This is a genomic window from Serratia sp. CY32780 (genome assembly GCF_052169135.1).
In the GTDB taxonomy this organism is placed as follows: domain Bacteria; phylum Pseudomonadota; class Gammaproteobacteria; order Enterobacterales; family Enterobacteriaceae; genus Serratia; species Serratia sarumanii.
In genome coordinates this window covers 1625317-1643564 of sequence record NZ_JBJNLI010000001.1, presented here as the reverse complement: position 1 = coordinate 1643564, position 18248 = coordinate 1625317, and the positions used below count along the sequence as shown (strand labels likewise).

The following is an 18248-nucleotide window of genomic DNA, read 5'->3' as shown; positions in this document are numbered from 1 at the left end:
ATAAATTCAGCGAGCGGCGGCGGCGATGGCCGTCGCTTGCCTTTGCGTCTGTTCTTTTTCCAGCAATTCGGCTTCCGGCACCGAGATCTTGATGGCGATCAGCACGGCAATCATGCCGCCGAGGAATTTACCCATCATGATCGGCAGCACCAGCGAAGGTTGGAAGTTGGCGGTAAACGCCAGGTGATCGCCCAACGTGGCCTGCGCACAGATGCCGAAGGCGACGCACAGCACCTTATCGCGCGCCCGCATGCCTTTGAACAGGTGATAAACCGCGATGATATTGGCCAACACCATAATAAAGCCCAGCGCGCCGGTATCTGATAAGCCGAGTTTTTTGCCGATGAAATGCATCGGCTTGCGGCAATAGCGCTGGAACAAATAACAGATGGGGAATGTGCCCGCCAACATAATGCCGATGTAACCGGCAATCTCGATGGCGCGGAATAATTCGTCTTTGTCGGCGAATAACGGATCGAATACCCAGCCGCCGAAGACCTTTTTAAACACGCCGGTGAAATGCTCGATAATGCACAGCGCCAGCACCAGTTTGATAAAGGCGTCCGCCGCCTTGCCGAAGATCAGGAACCCCTTCACCATGGCCGCCGGCCGCAGCTTCAGGCCCAGCGCCAGCAGGAAACACAGGACGAACAGCGGCGACAGCAGCCGCAGCGCCTGCAGGAAGTCCAGCTGCAGGTAGTGCGCGGCGGGCGAGGTGGTGGAAATGATCTCCCTGACCGGCAGGTTATTGAAGGTGATGGTCACCAGGGCGATCAGCACGGCGAACGGAATGCTGATCAGGCCCGCCATCGCGCCCAGCGCCAGATATTTATGGTCGTCGCGGTTCAGCATGATAAGCCCGACCGGGATCAGGTACACGATGCTGGCGCCGGAGGTGTACCCCACCAGCATGGCGACGATCCACATGTCGCGGTTGGCGGCGATGGCGTCGGCCAACTGATAGCCGCCCATGTCCACGGCGATCACCGCCAACGCCGCGATTGAGGCGTCGGAGCCCAGCGCCGAGAAGAAGGGGCCGATGCTGTGCATGATCAGGTAAGAGATGATCGGGATCGCCGCCATGATACCTGCCTGGGCGAGAAACACCGGGCCGATGGCGTGAATGCCGTTGACGAACTCGCGCCCCAGTTCACCTTCCGGTTTGACGATCGACGCCAGCGCGCCGATCAGGGTGCCGGCCATGATGATATAGATGATGAAATTACCGAACTCAGCCATGGTGCTCCTCCTGCGATGAACGTAAGCCGCGCGAGCGCGCGATGATTTCCTGATAGCGGGCGAACCAGACCGCCATATCGACCTCGGCGGGCTCCGTCACTTCATAGCGGTTGAGCACCTTGAGCGGCTGTTCCATACCCAGCCCTTTACGCGCCAACTGCGCCACGCCCTGAGCGGTGATCTCTTTGTTGGCGGGCGTGACGATGCGCTTTTGGATCAGGTTGGCGAGGAACTGCGTGAAATAGCGGTTGGCGGACAGACCGCCGTCCACCGAAATGCTGTCGCCGATCGGTTTCAACTTATCCATGGCGTTGATCACCTCGGCGGAACGCATGGCGATGCCTTCGAGGATCGACTGCAGCAGATCCTTGCGTTCGGTTTCCAGCGACAGGCCGGCCCACACCCCGGCGGCGGAGCGATCCCAATACGGGCAGGCCAGCCCGGAAAGCGCGGGCACAAAGGCCAGGCCGCGCGCGATGGCCGGCTGGGCCGGAAAATCGCCGAATTCATCGAAGTCGTTGAACAGGCCGATCTTTCTCGCCCAGTTAATGGCGGAGGCTGCGTTATAAACGCCGCCGTCCAAGCCATACACCGGCTCGCTGCCGGGCAGCTTCCAGCACAGTGTGGGCAACAGGCCGGACTCGCCGGCGTCGATCGGGCGCGGCCCGGTGATCGCCTGTAAAAAGGCGCCGGTACCGAAGGTGATCTTCATCTGCCCCGGTTGATGGCAGCCGTGGCCGTATGTGCCGGCAAACTGGTCGACGATGCAGGCCGACAGCGGCACCGGCTTGCCGTTGAGCGCCACGTCGCCGAAGTGGCCGATGTTGTCTCTGACCTCGGGCAGGCTGTCGATCGGCACGCCGAACAAACGGCACAGCTCCTCGTCCCACTGCAGGGTATGGATGTTGAACAACGAGGTGCGCGAGGCCGAGTTATAGTCGGTGAGATGCCGGCCGCACAGGTGGAACAGGAAGAAGGCGTCCATGGTGCCGAGCCGCAGGCGGCCGCGTTGCGCCAGCTGCCTGGCCCCCGGGGCGTTGTTCATCAGCCAGCCCATCTTGCTGGCGGAGAAGTAGGTATCGAGCGGCAGGCCGGTTTTCGCCATCACCAGCGGTTCGACGCCTTCGCGTTTCAGGCGCTGGATCTCCGGCTCGGTGCGCTGATCTTGCCAAACGATGGCGTTGTACAGCGGCAGGCCGCTGTCGGCGTCCCAGGCCAGCAGGCTTTCGCCCTGATGCCCCAAACCGATGGCGTCCACCATGTCGCACTGGCTGAGACAGCGGCGGATATTCGCCAAAATCTCCAGGGCGTCGTGTTCCACCCAGCCCGGATTGGGGGTGATCTGCTTGTGCGGCATGCTGGCCGGCGAATGGTGCCTGCCGTCTTCGCCGAACACCACGACCCGGGTGCCGGTGGTTCCCTGATCAATCGCGGCATAACGTTGATTCATCATTGCTTCGCTCTCTTATAGGTTTTGTTTTTTATTGTGCCTGGTGTTGGTTGTGTGACTGTTTTAATAATCTATCTTCAATTTCACACATTAAAGCAACATAAATCACAAGATAAAATAACCCCGCGTGATCGACCTCATACTTTTTGCTTATCACCCCATTCTGCCGCTTTTTTTTGGGAGTTATGTTGTTTTTGTCATTTCAAATGCGGTTATTGTGTGGTTTTATTGTGGTTATCACATCAAAACGGGACATCAGCATGATGGAAGAACAAACGGGTTGGGACATTGTCGTGATTGGCGGCGGTGTGGTCGGGTGTGCGGTATTCCGCAAATTCTGCCTGATGGGCGCCCGTACGCTGCTGTTGGAAAAGGGGGGCGATATCCTGTCCGGCGCCAGCAAAGCCAACAGCGCGCTGCTGCATACCGGCTTCGATGCGCCCAGCGGCAGCCTGGAGCTGCGCTGCATGCAGGCCGGCTACCGAGAATTTATCGCCATTCGCGAACGAATGAATCTGCCGCTGCTGCCCACCGGCGCGCTGGTCGTGGCCTGGGACGAGCAGCAGTTGGCGGCGCTGCCCGCGATCGTGCAGCAGGCGCATGACAACGGCGTGCCGGACGTGGCGCAGATCGACGCCGCCGAGCTGTATCGCCGTGAGCCGCAGCTGGCGCCCGGCGCATTGGCGGCGGTAGAGGTGCCGGGCGAGAGCGTGATCGATCCCTGGAGCACGCCGCTGGCTTACCTGACGCAGGGCGTCAAACACGGCGGCGACTATCGCTTCAATACCGAGGTGACCGGCGCCGAACGCTTGCCGACCGGCTGGCGGCTAACCAGCAACCGGGGCGAGTTTCACGGCAAAATCGTCATCAACTGCGCCGGCAATCAGGGCGACCGGGTAGAAAGTTTCTGCCATCAGCCCGAGTTTGAAATCCGCCCGCGCAAAGGGCAGTTCCTGGTGTTCGACAAGGCCGCCGCCGGGCAGGTCAACGCCATCATCTTGCCGGTACCGACGGCGATCACCAAAGGGGTGCTGCTGTCGAAAACCATCTTTGGCAATCTGTTGCTGGGGCCGACCGCCGAAGAACAGCAGGATCGCGAGACGGCGACGGTGGACGAAACCAAAATGCGCGAGCTGATCGAACAGGGGACACGGCTGCTGCCCACGCTGGCAAATTACAGCGTGACCGCCAGCTATGCCGGATTGCGCCCGGCGACAGAGCAGAAACACTATCGCATTCAGCACTATCCCGAGCGGCAGTGGATCTGCGTGGCGGGCATTCGTTCCACCGGCCTGACGGCGGCGCTCGGCATCGCGCAATATGTGGAGCAGCTTTACCGCGACCATTTTACGCCGTGCTTCACGCCGACGGCGCCGCAGACCGTGCATTGGCCGCAGATGCCGATGCTTGCCGACTACGCGCTGCGCGATTACGCGCGCCCGGACAACGGCGGCATCGTTTGCCATTGCGAGCTGGTGACCCAGCGGGAAATCGAGGCGGCGTTCGATTCCGCCGTGCCGCCGGAGTGCATCGGCGGGCTGCGGCGGCGCACGCGTGTGATGATGGGGCGCTGCAACGGTTTTTATTGCAGCAGCCGGGTGGCGGAAATGGTGGGCGATCGTTTTGGCCAGACGCTGGCCGTAGGGAGCATTGATGAAAACTGAGTATCAGGTGGCGATTGTCGGCGCCGGGCCGGCCGGGATCGCCGCGGCGACCGCGCTGCGGCAGGCGGGGATCGAGGATGTGGTGATCCTGGAGCGGGAGCAACAAGCGGGCGGCGTGCCAAGACACTGCCGGCACCCCACCTTCGGGCTGCAAACGTTTTACCGGCCGATGCTCGGCTCCACCTATGTCGATAAGATACTGGCGCGCGCCGGGCAGGTGGAGATCCGCACCGGCGTGACGGTGCTCGCCATCAAGCCGGACGGCGAGCTGACCATCACGGATCGCCACGGCGTCAGCACCTTGAAAGCGCAGCGGGTGATCCTGGCGACCGGCGTGCGCGAGACGCCGCGCCATCCGCGCCTGGTGAGCGGCCTGCGGCCGCAGGGCGTGCTGACCGCCGGCGCGCTGCAGCAGTTCGTGTATCTGCGCGGGCTGCAGCCGGGCAAGGCGCCGGTGGTGGTCGGCACCGAGCTGGTCAGTTTCTCCGCGCTGTGGACGCTGCGCAACGCCGGCGTGCGCGCCGTCGCCATGATTGAAAGCGGCGGCAGACCCGTCGCCTGGCGTCTGAGCGCGCTCTATGCGCGCATGATGGGGGTGCCGATTCATTATTATTCGCGGGTGACCGATATTGCCGGCCGCGATCGGGTCGAATCCATCGAGGTGGAGAACCGCCGCGGGGAGAAACGGCGCATCGCCTGCGACAGCCTGATCTTCACCGGCCGCTTCACCGGGGAGTATACGCTGATCCGCCAGAGCCACCTGGCGCAGCGGCCGGACAGCGGCTGCCCGTTGACAGACCAGTTCGGCCGCTGTTCCGACGCCGCCTATTTCGCCGTCGGCAACATGCTGCATCCGGCGGACATGGGCGACCAGTGTTATCAGGAAGGGCTGCGCGTTGGCGAAGCCGTTGCCCGTTCGCTGCGGCGCACGCTGCCGCCGGCGCGGCAAATGCTTCCGGTGCGGCACGACGAGCGGATCCGCCTGACCGCGCCTGCCAACGTGGCGCTGATCGGCAAACCCAGCACGGTCACGATCAATATGCGGGTAGAGCGGGCGGTGTCCGGTTCGGTGGTGGTGCGGCTGGGCGAGGAAGTGCTGTATCGCAAAACGCATCGCTGCCTGCCGGAACGGCGGATCCTGCTGCGCAATATCGCTTTGCCGGCCGACGGCGAGCGTGACGCGCTGCACATCAGCATCGAATCCGCCGGGTGAACGACGGCAACGGCTTGCGTCTAACGCCATGAAACCCGTAGTATTCGGTCAGTTGACGCCGCGAGTCCGGCGGAGGCAGTCACTCTTACTTAAGGCAGCGAGTGTAATGTGAATGGATATCTCTAATTCCGTGGATAGGCGCAATGAAATACTGGCGCTGATCCAGGCCAACGGCCGGGTTTACGTGAATGAGCTGGCGGATAAATTCCAGGTTTCGCAGGAAACCATTCGGCGCGATCTGAACAAGCTGGAAGATTATCGCCTGATCAAGAAGATCCACGGCGGCGCGGTCAGCAGCCAGTTCAAATTCGAGCATGAATTCAATGAACGGGCCAAAATCGCCGAGGCCGAGAAGCGCGCCATCGCGGAGAAAGCGGTGACGCTGATCCAGCCGGGCGATACGGTGTTCGTGGATTTCGGCTCCACCACGCTGGAGTTCGCCCGGCAGTTGGCGACCGTCGATCAGCTGACGGTCATCACCAATTCGCCGCTGATCGCCAACGTCTGTCTGGAAAATGACTCCATCGACGTGGTGCTGATCGGCGGGCAGTTCATCGGCTCCAAAATGGAGTGCCTGGGGGCGATCGCGTTGAATAACATTGAGGCGTTTTTCGCCGATTACGCCATCATCGGCGCCGGCGCGGTCAATGTGCAGACCGGGGTGATGGATCAAAACGTCAATGAGGCGGCCATCGCGCGCAAAATGATTGCGCAGAGCCGCAAATGCATCGTGCTGGCGGATGAAAACAAGCTGCGCGGGCATGCGATGACCCTGGTGGCCAAATGGCCCGAGATCGATTATCTGGTGACCTCCGACAGCGGCAACGCGCTGGAGGGGCTGGTTTTCCCGGCCAACGTCAATGTGTTGGTCGCACAGGTATAAAGGGTTATGAGCAGCCTTTCTCCGGGCCGAGCAACCCGGAGAAGGCCTTCAAACCGCTTTCCTCTAGGCGATCTTGACCTCACGCACCTCTTTGGATCTCAGCGTCACGCGAACTGGCACCGATTTGTACGAAGGCGTGCCGCTCTCCTCATCGATGTAATGCAACGGCACCAGCACGTTGGCCTCCGGATAGTAGGCGCCGACCGAGCCGGCCGAGATGTTGTAGGCGATCACCGTGATGCCCTCCAGGCGCTGAGTACAGCCGGGCAGCGCCGTTTCCAGGTCGACCACGTCGCCATGCTCCAGCCCCAAACGTTGCAGATCGCTGTCATTCATGAACAAAACGTCGCGCCGGCCGAAAACCCCGCGGTAGCGATCATCCAGGGCATAGATGGTGGTGTTGTACTGATCGTGGCTGCGCAGCGTAATCAGCCGCAGCGTGTCTTTCTCTGCGATGGCCGCGTCTTCATGCAGCCCGCTGAACACGGAAAACATCGCTTTGCCCGTCGCCGTCGGCCACTGGCGTTCGGTCGGCGGCAACGGCATGCGGAAACCGCCGGGTTGACGAATGCGCGCGTTGTAATCGTCGAAGCCCGGAATGGTTTTTTCGATCAGATCGCGGATCACATCGTAATCTTCGATCAGCTCATCCCAGGGCACCTTGCTGGCGTGCATCACCGCTTTGGCCATGCCGGCGACGATGGCGGGTTCCGAACGCAGCAGTTCCGACGCCGGTTTGAGTTTGCCGGACGAGGCATGCACCATCGACATCGAATCCTCCACCGTCACCGATTGCCGCCCGCCGGCCTGCATGTCCAGCTCAGTGCGCCCCAGGCAGGGCAGAATGAGGGTTTGTTTCGCCACCAACAGATGGCTGCGGTTGAGTTTGGTGCCGATATGCACGCTTAATTCCAGCGCTTTCATCGCCGGGAAGCTCTGCTCGGGGTCCGGCAGCGCCACGGCGAAGTTGCCGCCCAGGCAGATCAACGCTTTCGAGGCGCCGTCGATCATCGCCTGCATGCACTTCACGGCATCATGCCCGTGGGCTTTGGGCGGCGTGAAGCCAAACACCGCTTCCAGCTTCGCCAAAAAATCGGCCGAGGGCTTTTCGGTGATGCCGACGGTGCGGTTGCCCTGCACGTTGGAGTGGCCGCGCAGCGGGCAGATGCCGGCGCCCGGTTTGCCGATATTGCCGCGCAGCAGCAGCAGATCGGCGATCAGGCGCACGTTGGCGGTGCCTTTATTGTGCTGCGTAATGCCCATGCCGTAGGTCACGATGGTGGCGTTGGATTTTGCGTAGGCGGCGGCGACCTGTTCCAGATCCTGGCGCGTCAGGCCGCTCTCCGCCTCGATGGCCTCCCAACGGGTGGCCGCCAGATCGGCGACGAAAGCCGCAAATCCTTCCGTGTGCTCGGCAATAAAGGCGTGATCCACGGCATTGCCTTGTGTTTCATCCAGCTGCAGCAGCGCTTTGGCAATGCCTTTCAGCGCCGCGGCGTCGCCGCCGGCTTTGACCTGATAGTAGGTTGAAGCGATAGGGGTCGAACTGTAGGTCGCCATTTCAATGACGTTTTGCGGATCGGTGAAACGCTCGAGCGCTCGTTCGCGCAGCGGGTTGAACACGATGATCGGCACCTTTTTGCGCGCCAGCTCATGCAGCGTGCCCATCATGCGCGGGTGATTGGTGCCCGGATTGTGCCCGATGGAGATAATCAGCTCCGCGCTGTCAAAGTCGTCCAGCGAGACGGTGCCTTTGCCGATGCCAATGGACTGCGGCAGGCCAACGCTGGTCGGCTCATGACACATATTGGAACAATCGGGGAAGTTATTGCTGCCGAATTCCCGCGCAAACAGCTGGAACAGGTAGGCCGCCTCATTGGACGCCCGGCCGGAGGTATAAAACTCCACCTGCTCCGGCGGCAGCGTCTGCAACACGTCGGCGATGCGTTGAAACGCCTCGTCCCAGGCCAGCGGGCGCAGGGTGTCCGTTCCGGCGTCATAGATCAGGGGCGTGGTCAGGCGGCCATAATCCTCCAGCTCATAATCGGTTTTCTGCAGCAGCGACGTCACGGTGTTTTGCGCCAGGAATTCGGGCGTCACGCGTTTGCTGGTCGCTTCCCAGGTCACGGCTTTGGCGCCGTTTTCGCAAAACTGGAAGGTGGAGCGATGTTCTTTATCCGGCCATGCGCATCCCGGGCAATCAAACCCGTCGGGTTGATTGGTGCGCATCAGCGTCACCGGCGCTTCCAAGGTATCCATCTGCGTGCGCACGGCGATGGCCGTCGCTTTCAGCGCGCCCCAACCGCCGGCGGGCCCATCGTAAGGATGAATTCCAGGTACTGCTCGTCTTTTCGCCATGGTTGCTTGCCTCCGACATCGCTTACGATAATTACAGATGATTGATTTATCATGAATATTATCTTTATCGTCCAAAACGGAACCCAGGCGCCGTCGCCGTTAAGCGCGGGCCTGTCGATTCAGTATAGATGAGTGAAAAAGGGGGCAGCGGCAGTCTGAGCGGGGAGAGCGGCGGCCCGTCTAACCGGAGGCGGGCCGCCGGGGCGTTACTTGTTCACCACCAGGCCGACGCCGCGGCCGCGCGGATCGGACGCGGTTTCCGGCGTGCGGCCATCGATGCGGATGGCCTGAATATCCCCCATGTTCCAGCCTTGGTCTTCGAGGGTGTAGCCCATGGCTTTCAGCTCGTCCGCCGGTTTGCCGGTCAGCGGGGCAAAGCTGTCATAGTACAGGGTGTCCTTCGGCAACAGCTGATGGTGCACGCGCTGGGCGGCCACCGCCTGCGCCAGCGGCAGATGGTAATCGTAGAGGTTGTTGATCACCTGGAAGATCGAGGTGAAGATGCGCGATCCGCCCGGCGTGCCGATCACCAGGCTGACCTCGCCGTCGCGGGTGATGATGGTCGGGCTCATCGAGGAGAGCATGCGTTTGCCCGGCTCGATGGCGTTGGCGTCGCTGCCCACCACGCCGAAGGCATTGGCGACGCCGGGTTTGGCGCTGAAGTCGTCCATCTCGTCGTTGAGCAGGAAGCCGGCGCCTTTAACCACCACGCCGCTGCCGAAGTCCCAGTTGAGCGTATAGGTGTTGCTGACCGCGTTGCCGGCGGCATCGACGATCGAGAAGTGGGTGGTTTGGTGGGTTTCCAGCCCCGGCCGCACCTGTTCGGTCGGCGAGATCGCCGTCGGGTTGATCTCGGCGGCGCGTTTCTTCAAGTAGTCGGGGGCGATCAGCTGCGCTTCCGGCACGTGAGTGAAATCCGGGTCGCCGAGGTAGTCGGCGCGATCGGCGAACACGCGTTTTTCGATTTCCGCCAGCAGGTGGATATAGCGCGCCGAGTTCAGCGGCACCCCCTTGAAATCGGCGGCGCGATCCTCTTTTATCCCCAGCAGCTGCGCCAGCGCAATGCCGCCGGAGCTGGGCAGCGGGGCGGTATATACGGTGTTGCCGCGCCAGCTGATGCGCATCGGTTCACGCCATTTCACCCGATAGTCGGCCAAATCCGCCGCGCCGATCAGCCCATTGTCGCGCTGCATTTGCGCCACCAGCAGGCGCGCGGTTTCGCCGTGATAAAAATCGTCGGCGCCCGACTTGGCGATGCGCTCGAGCGTGGCCGCCAGCTCCGGCTGTTTGAACACCGCGCCGGGCTTCATGGCGCCGAAATAGTCGCCGAAGTTGGTTTTCCCGGCGAACAGCTTGTTGGCGTCTTCACGGTACTGATACTGCTGATCCGCCACGGTGAAACCTTGCCGGGCGTAGCCGATCGCCGGCGTCAGCAGTTCGGCCCACGGCAGCTTGCCGAAGCGTTTATGCGCTTCCCACAACCCCAGCACGGTGCCCGGCACGCCGGCGGCGCGGCTGCCCACCAGGCTAAGATTTTCGATCACTTCGCCTTTCTCGTTCAGATACATAGTTTTGCCGGCGGCCTTGGGCGCCACTTCGCGGTAGTCGAGGAAATAGGGTTTGCCGTCGACGTACAGCGTCATAAAGCCGCCGCCGCCGATATTGCCGGCTTCAGGGTAGGTGACCGCCAGGGTAAAGGCGGTGGCGACCGCTGCGTCGACCGCGTTGCCGCCGGCCCGCAGAATCTGCGCGGCGACGTTAGCGCCATACCGATCCGGGGCGGCGACCGCACCGGCGGTGAGATCGGCGGCAAAGGCGGCGGGAAGGGGGCAGGCCAGGGCCACGCTCAGAGCTATCGTTTTCAATAAACCGGCAGACATAGACGATCCTTTTAGCGATGTTCAGTTATCAGGTGAATTCAACTAATTATTTTGAAACAGCAGGTTAGCGCGTTTTCTTCGGGCTGTTGCGGCGCTTTATTGAAGGTAGCAGCGGTCAGGCGGGGCCGCCTGACCAGAGTGGCGAATCGTGACGTGGCGCGTTATGCGCCGGCGGGCAGCGCCGACTGCAGCCATTGGCAGAAGTGGCGGGCGAGCGGGTTGTGTTCGCTGTCGCGGTGCAGCAGCCACGCCCAGTTGGCGCCGCGCACGCGTTGCTCGGTTAACGGTTGCAGCAGCCCGGCGTCGTGCGCGTGCTGCGCCAGCAGTTGGCTGACCAACGCGATGCCGAGGCCATTGCAGGCGGCGTCCAGCAGCAGACCGGGATCGGAGAAGTTCAGCCCGCTGTCGCGCTGGCCGACGTGCGCGCCGCCCGCCACCGTCCAGTGGCTCCAGTCCATCTCCCGTTCGCCGTGCAGGGTCACGCGCTGCTCCGCCGCCAACGCCAGCAGGCTGGGGTGGCAGGCGGGATAAAGCCGGTCGCTGCAGAGCAGGTTAAAGGTGCAGTCCGCCTGCGCGCTGAGATCGTCACGGATCGCCAGATCGATACTGTCCGTCGCCATATTCGGCGGTTCAAAGCTGGTGAACAGCCACAGGTCGACCTGCGGATGCTGCCGATTGAAGTCGCCCAGCCGCGGCGTCAGCCAGTGGCGGGCGAAAGCCGGGGTGGTGTTGACGATCAGCTGGTTGGGTTTGCGGTACTGATCCAAACGGCGAATGCCGACCGCCAGCTGTTGCAGCATCACCTGCGCGGTGCTGAACAGATCGTGGCCGGCGTCGGTCAGCGCCACGCTGCGGCCGGTGCGGAAGAACAGCGGCTGCTCCAGAAACGCTTCGAGGCTGCGGATCTGCTGGCTGATGGCCGACTGGGTAAGGTGCAGCTCTTCGGCAGCCTGATGAAAACTGCCCAGGCGCGCCGCCGCTTCGAAACCGCGCAGCGCGCTCAAAGGGGGCCAGTGTTTTAACATTATCGATAAGCCTGTCTAATCAGATATCCGCTAAATATATCGTTTGTCGCGGTGCCAGGGGAAGACTAGCATAAGATTCAACCGCATAAACGTGAATTATTCGTTTAACTTTTTGAATTATAAATAATTAAAAGAGGTCTTCAATGTCAACTCGTCGCGTGTTTATTAAACAGCTTTCCGCCGTTGCCGGGGTCGGTTTGACGGCCTCGTTAGGCATTCCGTTACGCAGTCACGCAGAAGCTGCGCTTAATCCGGCCTGGCGGATGCCCGACGAAGGGGAACCGCAGCAGCGGGCGTTTCTCGCCTTCGGCGCGCAGCGGGCCATCTGGGGCGAATTCACGGCGGATGTGCAGGCGGCGCAGGGGCGTATCGCCCGCGCCATCGCCGAGTTTCAGCCGGTGACGGTATTTTGCCGCGGCAATGAACGGCAATTGGCCGAGGCCACCTGCGGCAGTCACAACGTCAGCTATGTCGTCACCGAGCTGGATGACATCTGGGTGCGCGATTTCGGCGCCAATTTCGTCGTCAACGGCGCCGGCGAACTCGGAGCGGTGGATTTCAACTTCAACGGCTGGGGCAATAAACAGCGGCATGCCAGGGATGCGCGCCTGGCGGCGTTTGCCGCCAACCGCTACGGTGCAGCCCAACTGCGCCGCAGCGCATTGGTGGGTGAAGGCGGCGGTATCGAAGTGGACGGGCACGGCACCGGCATCATGACCGAGAGCAGCTGGGTGAATGCGAACCGCAATCCGGGCTGGAGCCGGGAACGGGTGGAGCAGGAGCTGAAAGCGATGCTCGGCCTGCGCAAAATAATCTGGCTGCCGGGCATTAAAGGCCGGGACATCACCGACGCCCACGTCGATTTTTACGCCCGCTTCGTGCGGCCGGGCGTGGTGGTGGCCAACCTGGACACCGATCCGGCCTCTTATGACCATGCGGTTACCCAGCAACATCTGGCGATCCTCAAAGCCGCGACCGACGCCGACGGCCGCCGGCTGCAGGTGCATACGCTTTCGCCGCCGCTGGCGCCGCGCGACAGCCGATTCAGCCGCAACAACCCGGATTTTGCGGCGGGCTACATCAACTATTTCGTCATCAACGGCGCGGTGATCGCCCCGGAGTTTGGCGATCCGCAGGCGGATCGGGCGGCGCTTGCGCTGCTGACGGCGCTCTATCCGCAGCGCAAGGTGGTGCAGTTGGAGATCGACGCCATCGCGGCCGGCGGCGGCGGCATTCACTGCGTGACCAGCCAACTGCCAAGGCACGGCCGGTAATACCGCGCAATGTTCAAAAAATGCGCACCGGGTTGTTTGTCACGATCGGCTGTGGTTGGCTTAGCGCTGACACAAGGAGAAAATCATGACCGATTCACCCTCGACCATTCCCACCTGGTATCGCGATCCGCGCGCGGAAGAGGCCATGGCCGATGGCCATGCGCCCATCTGGCGGCATCTTATCGGCCTGGTGGCGGAAAACGAACTGTCCGGCGTGAAGGTGCTGGATTTCGGCTGCAATCAGGGCGGTTTTCTGCGCCTGCTGTACCAGCTCCGCCCATTTCAGCAGGGGCTTGGCGTTGATATCGCTCGCCGGTCCGTCGATGAAGCCAACCGGCTGAAAGGGCATCTGCCGGTGGTTTATCAAACCGATACGCGGCTGAACGGCTGGGACGACCATTTCGATATCGCCTTCAGTCATGAAGTCATCTATCTGATCGACGATATTGCCCAGCATGCTGCCGATATACTGCGGGTGCTGAAGCCGGGCGGCGTTTACTATGCGGTGACCGGTTGCCACACCGGCAACCCGCTGTGGCCGCAGTGGCGTGAACGGGTGGCTGCAGAAACCCATACCGTGGTGCAGGATCGGTCGCTGGCCGACTATGCGCGCATTTTCTCCGCCGCGGGGTTCCAGGTCTCTGCCCGCAGGCTGGGCTTTTCCGGCTTCGTGCCCTATGAACCGGACGGGTGGATGCCGGATATCGCGGCGGCAATCGACTACTATTGGCACACCAAAACGGTGTTCAGGCTGGTTAAACCCTAAAAATCCTACGTGGCGCAGCCCCCGGCTGAAGTGGAACGCTTTATTGCATTGGCTAAAAACCGCTGCGCCAGTTTGCTGAAACCACGCTGAGCGATATTGCTCCACCATTTCCCGCTTCGACAAGATTTTACCGAATCCTTACGCAACCCTTTCAGAAGCGAATGTCGGCATTCGATATATTGAGAATAGTCATTCTCAATGGGATCGTATTGCAATGCAGAGGAAAACGCTTTTGGTGCTCGGGCTGTCGCTGTTGTTGGCCGCCTGCGATGGGCAAAACGCCGGTGCGCCAGCCGGCGCGGGCGCAGAACAGGAGGTCGGCGTGGTCACGCTGCGCGGCCAGTCAGTGACCCTGAGCAGCGAGTTGACCGGCCGGGTCAACGCCACCATGACATCCGACGTGCGGCCGCAGGTCGACGGCATCATCAAGCAGCGGCTGTTTACCGAAGGGGCCGAGGTCAAGGCCGGGCAGGTATTGTATCAAATTGACCCTGCCAGCTATCAGGCCAGCTACGATCAGGCCGCGGCCCAGCTGAAAAACGCCCAGGCCACGGTGCAATCTACCCGGCTCAAATCGCAGCGCTATGCGGCGCTGGTGAAAGAGAACGGCGTTTCTCAGCAGGATGCGGACGATGCCAAAGCCGCCTATCTGGCGGCCGTGGCGTCGGTGGCCCAATATCAGGCGGCGCTGGAGACGGCGCGCATCAACCTCGCTTATACCCAGGTGCGGGCGCCGATCGCCGGGCGTATCGGCATCTCGTCGGTGACGCCGGGCGCGCTGGTCACCGCCAGCCAAAGCGATGCGTTAGCCACCATCCGCGCGCTCGACCCGATCTATGTCGATCTGACCCAGTCCAGCGCCCAACTGCTTAAACTGCGGCGCCAGCAGGTGGCGTTACAGCGCGGCGCGGTCACGCCGGTCGCCATCAAGCTGGAGGACGGCACGCCTTATGCTCACGCCGGCAAGCTCGAGCTGACCGAGGTGGCGGTGGACGAAGCCACCGGTTCGGTCACGCTGCGCGCGGTGTTCCCCAACCCCGAACATGAGCTGCTGCCCGGCATGTATGTCCATGCCACTGTGGATAACGGCGTCGATCCCAAAGCCATTCTGGCGCCGCAGCAGGGCATAACCCGCAACGCCAAAGGGGAAGCCACCGCGTTGGTGGTGGACGAGCAAAACAAAGTGGCGCAGCGCACCGTCAGCGCCGAACGGGTGGTGGGCAGCAATTGGCTGATCGGCAGCGGGCTGAACGAAGGCGATCGCCTGATCGTCGAAGGCACCAGCAAGGTGACGATCGGCGCCGCGGTGAAGCCGGTTGAGGTTTCGGTCGACAAAACCCAACGCGGGGAGCAGTGATATGGCGCAGTTCTTTATCCGGCGGCCGGTATTCGCCTGGGTGATCGCCATCATCATCATGCTGTGCGGCCTGATGTCGATCAATTCGTTGCCCGTTTCGCAGTACCCGGACGTCTCGCCGCCGCAGATCTCCATCTCCGCCACCTACCCGGGCGCGGACGCGGAAACGCTGGAAAACAGCGTCACCCAGGTGATTGAGCAGCAGCTCACCGGCCTGGACGGCCTGCTGTATTTTTCTTCGACCAGCAGCTCCAGCGGCTCGGTCAGCATCAACGTCACCTTTGATCAGGGCACCGATCCGGATATCGCTCAGGTGCAGGTGCAAAACAAGGTGCAGCAGGCGGAAAGCCGTTTGCCGAGCGCGGTTACCGCGCAGGGCGTGACGGTCAAGAAATCCCAGAGCAGCTTCCTGCTGATCGTCGGGCTGTATGACGAAAGCGACAAGGCGACGATGGCCGATATCTCCGACTATCTAGTCAGCAACCTGCAGGATCCGCTGTCGCGCATCGAGGGCGTGGGGGACGTGCAGGTGTTCGGCTCGGAATACGCGATGCGCATCTGGCTGGATCCGACCAAGCTGGCGAGCTATGCGCTGATGCCTTCCGACGTGCAGACGGCGATCGAAGCGCAAAACACCCAGGTGTCCGCCGGCAAGATCGGCGATCTGCCGGCCGCCGCCGATCAGCAGCTGACCGCCACGGTAAAGGCGCAGTCGCGGCTGCAAACGCCGGAACAGTTTCGCAATATCATCCTGAAAAGCGACAGCAGCGGCGCGCTGGTGCGGCTGGGCGACGTGGCGCGGATTGAGCTGGGCAACGAGGACTACTCCGCCAGCGCGCACCTCAACGGCCACCCGGCGGCGGGGATCGCGGTCAAGCTGGCGGCGGGCGCCAACGCCCTCAACACCGCCAAGCTGGTGAAGGCCAAGGTGGCGGAATACCAAAGCGCGATGCCGCAGGGCTACAAGGTGGCCTACCCGAAAGACAGCACCGACTTTATCAACATCTCGATCGAGGAGGTGGTGAAAACGCTGTTCGAAGCGGTGGCGTTAGTGGTGGTGGTGATGTTCGTGTTCCTGCAAAACCTGCGCACCACGCTGATCCCGACCATCACCGTGCCGGTGGTGTTGCTGGGCACCTTCGGCGTGCTGGCGGCGTTCGGCTATTCAATCAATACCCTGACGCTGTTCGGCATGGTGTTGGCGATCGGGCTGTTGGTAGACGACGCCATCGTGGTGGTGGAAAACGTCGAGCGCGTGATGCGCGAGGATAAGCTGCCGCCGCGCGAAGCGACGGAGAAATCGATGCGTGAAATCACCGGCGCATTGGTCGGCATTGCGCTGGTGCTGTCGGCGGTGTTTCTGCCGATGGCGTTCTTCGGCGGCTCCACCGGGGTGATCTACCGCCAGTTCTCGATCACCGTCGTCTCCTCGATGGTGCTGTCGGTGGTGCTGGCGTTGACGCTGGCGCCGGCATTGTGCGCCACGCTGCTGAAACCGGCGCACGACGCGCAGACCGACAAGGGCTGGCTGGGCAAATTCAACCGCGGCTATGACCGGCTGCAGGAGAAGTACGCCGACAAGGTCGGCGGGGTGATCCACCGGCCGACGCGCTATCTGCTGCTGTACGGCCTGCTGTTGATCGCCGCCGCCGTGATGTACCTGCGCTTGCCGACCGGCTTTCTGCCCAACGAGGATCAGGGCACGGTGATGGTGCAGTACACCTTGCCGGCCGGCGCCACCAACGCGCGCACCTCGGCGGTGAGCGAGGCGGTGACCGCCTATTTCCTCGACCAGGAAAAGGCCAACGTCAGCACCATTTTTACCATTAACGGTTTCGGTTTCAGCGGCAGCGGGCAAAACGCCGGCATGGCGTTCGTCAGCCTCAAAGACTGGAGCCAGCGCAGCGGCAGCGCGAACACCGCCGACGCCATCGCCAAACGCGCCATGGCGCACTTCGCCACGCTGCGCGACGCCCAGGTCTTCTCCATGAGCCCGCCGGCGATCGACGGTTTCGGCCAGTCCGACGGCTTCACCTTCGAGCTGCAGGCCAAAGGGGCGACCACCCGCGCCGAGCTGCAGGCGATGCGCGACCAGATCGTTGCCGCGGCCGCCGGCAATTCATCGCTGCTGGCGGTGCGCGCCAACACCTTGCCGGATACCCCGCAGCTGCAGGTGGAGATCGACAACGGCAAGCTGCAGGCGCTCGGCCTGAGCGCCGCCGACGTCAACAGCACCCTCAGCAGCGCGTTCGGCAGCACCTATATCAACGACTTTATCGATCGCAACCGGGTGAAAAAAGTCTATATGCAGGGCGATGTGCAGTACCGCGCCAAGCCGGAAGATCTCGACCGCTGGTTTGTGCGCGGCACCAACGCGTCGGGCGCCAGCAGCATGACGCCGTTCTCCGCCTTCGCGTCTTCGCACTGGATCTACGGGCCGGAAAACCTGTCGCGCTATAACGGGCTGTCGTCGTTCGAGATCACCGGGCAGGGCGCCACCGGCGTCAGCTCCGGTACGGCGATGAGCGAGATGGAGAAGCTGGCGGCAACATTCTCCGCCGGCAGCAGCTACTCCTGGAGCGAGCTGTCCTATCAGGAGCGGCTGACCAGCGGCCAGGCGTCGTCGCTGTACGCCATTTCGCTGATCGTGGTGTTCCTGTGCCTGGCGGCGCTGTATGAGAGCTGGTCGATTCCGTTCGCGGTGATGTTGGTGGTGCCGATGGGCGTGGTGGGCTCGCTGCTGGCGATCACCCTGCGCGGGCTGGAAAACGACATCTACTTCCAGGTGGCGCTGCTCACCATCATCGGCCTGTCGGCGAAGAACGCCATTTTGATCGTCGAGTTCGCCGAGGAGATGCACCAGCGGGGTGAAACGCTGATTGGCGCGGCGGTCCACGCGGCGCGCATGCGCCTGCGACCGATCCTGATGACCTCGCTGGCATTCACCGCCGGGGTGCTGCCGCTGGCGGTATCCAGCGGCGCCGGCGCCAACAGCCGCATCGCCATCGGCACCGGCATCATCGGCGGCACCATCACCGCCACCGCCTTGGCGATCTTTTTCGTCCCGCTGTTTTATGTGTTGGTGCGCCGCATGTTTGCCCGTCGGCCCGCCAACCCGCCGTCACAGGCAGGAGAATAA

Annotated in this window: 12 protein-coding genes; 7 read left to right on the top strand and 5 right to left on the bottom strand. The window is 62.3% G+C overall.

What is annotated here, in order from left to right; genetic code table 11:
- Positions 1-6 precede the first annotated feature (6 nt).
- Both eutH and ACJ8HH_RS07975 read right to left on the bottom strand, forming a co-directional pair.
- Positions 7-1239: an ethanolamine utilization protein EutH gene (gene eutH / locus ACJ8HH_RS07980; protein WP_039566054.1), complete on the bottom strand. Its 1233-nt coding sequence runs from the start codon at positions 1237-1239 to the stop codon at positions 7-9.
- Positions 1232-2692 carry an FGGY-family carbohydrate kinase gene (locus tag ACJ8HH_RS07975; protein WP_060430250.1) on the bottom strand — a complete coding sequence of 487 codons (1461 nt, stop codon included), beginning with the start codon at positions 2690-2692 and terminating at the stop codon, positions 1232-1234. Before ACJ8HH_RS07975 ends, eutH begins: the two co-directional genes overlap by 8 nt.
- 257 nt (positions 2693-2949) lie before the next feature.
- Between ACJ8HH_RS07975 and ACJ8HH_RS07970 the strand changes: the two genes are divergently transcribed.
- The 3 genes from ACJ8HH_RS07970 to ACJ8HH_RS07960 all read left to right on the top strand — a co-directional run bounded on the left by ACJ8HH_RS07970 (position 2950) and on the right by ACJ8HH_RS07960 (position 6449).
- Entirely contained in the window at positions 2950-4353 is a 1404-nt protein-coding gene (locus ACJ8HH_RS07970; protein ID WP_039566058.1) for an NAD(P)/FAD-dependent oxidoreductase, read from the top strand.
- Positions 4343-5566, top strand: coding sequence for an FAD-dependent oxidoreductase (locus tag ACJ8HH_RS07965; protein WP_060451585.1), 1224 nt, complete (start codon positions 4343-4345; stop codon positions 5564-5566). Before ACJ8HH_RS07970 ends, ACJ8HH_RS07965 begins: the two co-directional genes overlap by 11 nt.
- A 112-nt stretch (positions 5567-5678) precedes the next feature.
- Entirely contained in the window at positions 5679-6449 is a 771-nt protein-coding gene (locus ACJ8HH_RS07960; protein WP_039566063.1) for a DeoR/GlpR family DNA-binding transcription regulator, read from the top strand.
- A gap of 63 nt (positions 6450-6512) precedes the next feature.
- Here ACJ8HH_RS07960 and ACJ8HH_RS07955 read toward each other — a convergent pair whose 3' ends face one another.
- The 3 genes from ACJ8HH_RS07955 to ACJ8HH_RS07945 form a co-directional block, all read right to left on the bottom strand.
- Entirely contained in the window at positions 6513-8807 is a 2295-nt protein-coding gene (locus tag ACJ8HH_RS07955) for an FdhF/YdeP family oxidoreductase (RefSeq protein ID WP_060451584.1), read from the bottom strand.
- 206 nt (positions 8808-9013) lie between these two features.
- Complete coding sequence (gene ggt / locus ACJ8HH_RS07950; RefSeq protein WP_060451583.1) at positions 9014-10687, bottom strand: gamma-glutamyltransferase; 1674 nt, start codon at positions 10685-10687, stop codon at positions 9014-9016.
- 161 nt (positions 10688-10848) lie between these two features.
- Entirely contained in the window at positions 10849-11712 is an 864-nt protein-coding gene (locus ACJ8HH_RS07945) for a LysR substrate-binding domain-containing protein (RefSeq protein WP_033634584.1), read from the bottom strand.
- A gap of 143 nt (positions 11713-11855) precedes the next feature.
- Between ACJ8HH_RS07945 and ACJ8HH_RS07940 the strand changes: the two genes are divergently transcribed.
- From ACJ8HH_RS07940 to ACJ8HH_RS07925, 4 genes are all read left to right on the top strand, one after another.
- Positions 11856-12986: an agmatine deiminase family protein gene (locus ACJ8HH_RS07940; RefSeq protein ID WP_060451582.1), complete on the top strand. Its 1131-nt coding sequence runs from the start codon at positions 11856-11858 to the stop codon at positions 12984-12986.
- Between the two features lie 85 nt (positions 12987-13071).
- Complete coding sequence (locus ACJ8HH_RS07935) at positions 13072-13752, top strand: class I SAM-dependent methyltransferase (protein ID WP_060387771.1); 681 nt, start codon at positions 13072-13074, stop codon at positions 13750-13752.
- A gap of 214 nt (positions 13753-13966) precedes the next feature.
- Positions 13967-15109: an efflux RND transporter periplasmic adaptor subunit gene (locus ACJ8HH_RS07930; RefSeq protein WP_033648354.1), complete on the top strand. Its 1143-nt coding sequence runs from the start codon at positions 13967-13969 to the stop codon at positions 15107-15109.
- 1 nt (position 15110) lies between these two features.
- On the top strand, positions 15111-18248 hold the full coding sequence (locus tag ACJ8HH_RS07925) for an efflux RND transporter permease subunit (RefSeq protein ID WP_060451581.1): 3138 nt from the start codon (positions 15111-15113) through the stop codon (positions 18246-18248).

Bases quoted from the DNA above. Each gene is read 5' to 3' on its own strand.
- eutH (WP_039566054.1), bottom strand. From the start codon at position 1,239: ATGGCTGAGTTCGGTAATTTCATCATCTATATCATCATGGCCGGCACC.
- ACJ8HH_RS07975 (WP_060430250.1), bottom strand. From the start codon at position 2,692: ATGATGAATCAACGTTATGCCGCGATTGATCAGGGAACCACCGGCACC.
- ACJ8HH_RS07970 (WP_039566058.1), top strand. From the start codon at position 2,950: ATGATGGAAGAACAAACGGGTTGGGACATTGTCGTGATTGGCGGCGGT.
- ACJ8HH_RS07965 (WP_060451585.1), top strand. From the start codon at position 4,343: ATGAAAACTGAGTATCAGGTGGCGATTGTCGGCGCCGGGCCGGCCGGG.
- ACJ8HH_RS07960 (WP_039566063.1), top strand. From the start codon at position 5,679: ATGGATATCTCTAATTCCGTGGATAGGCGCAATGAAATACTGGCGCTG.
- ACJ8HH_RS07955 (WP_060451584.1), bottom strand. From the start codon at position 8,807: ATGGCGAAAAGACGAGCAGTACCTGGAATTCATCCTTACGATGGGCCC.
- ggt (WP_060451583.1), bottom strand. From the start codon at position 10,687: ATGTCTGCCGGTTTATTGAAAACGATAGCTCTGAGCGTGGCCCTGGCC.
- ACJ8HH_RS07945 (WP_033634584.1), bottom strand. From the start codon at position 11,712: ATGTTAAAACACTGGCCCCCTTTGAGCGCGCTGCGCGGTTTCGAAGCG.
- ACJ8HH_RS07940 (WP_060451582.1), top strand. From the start codon at position 11,856: ATGTCAACTCGTCGCGTGTTTATTAAACAGCTTTCCGCCGTTGCCGGG.
- ACJ8HH_RS07935 (WP_060387771.1), top strand. From the start codon at position 13,072: ATGACCGATTCACCCTCGACCATTCCCACCTGGTATCGCGATCCGCGC.
- ACJ8HH_RS07930 (WP_033648354.1), top strand. From the start codon at position 13,967: ATGCAGAGGAAAACGCTTTTGGTGCTCGGGCTGTCGCTGTTGTTGGCC.
- ACJ8HH_RS07925 (WP_060451581.1), top strand. From the start codon at position 15,111: ATGGCGCAGTTCTTTATCCGGCGGCCGGTATTCGCCTGGGTGATCGCC.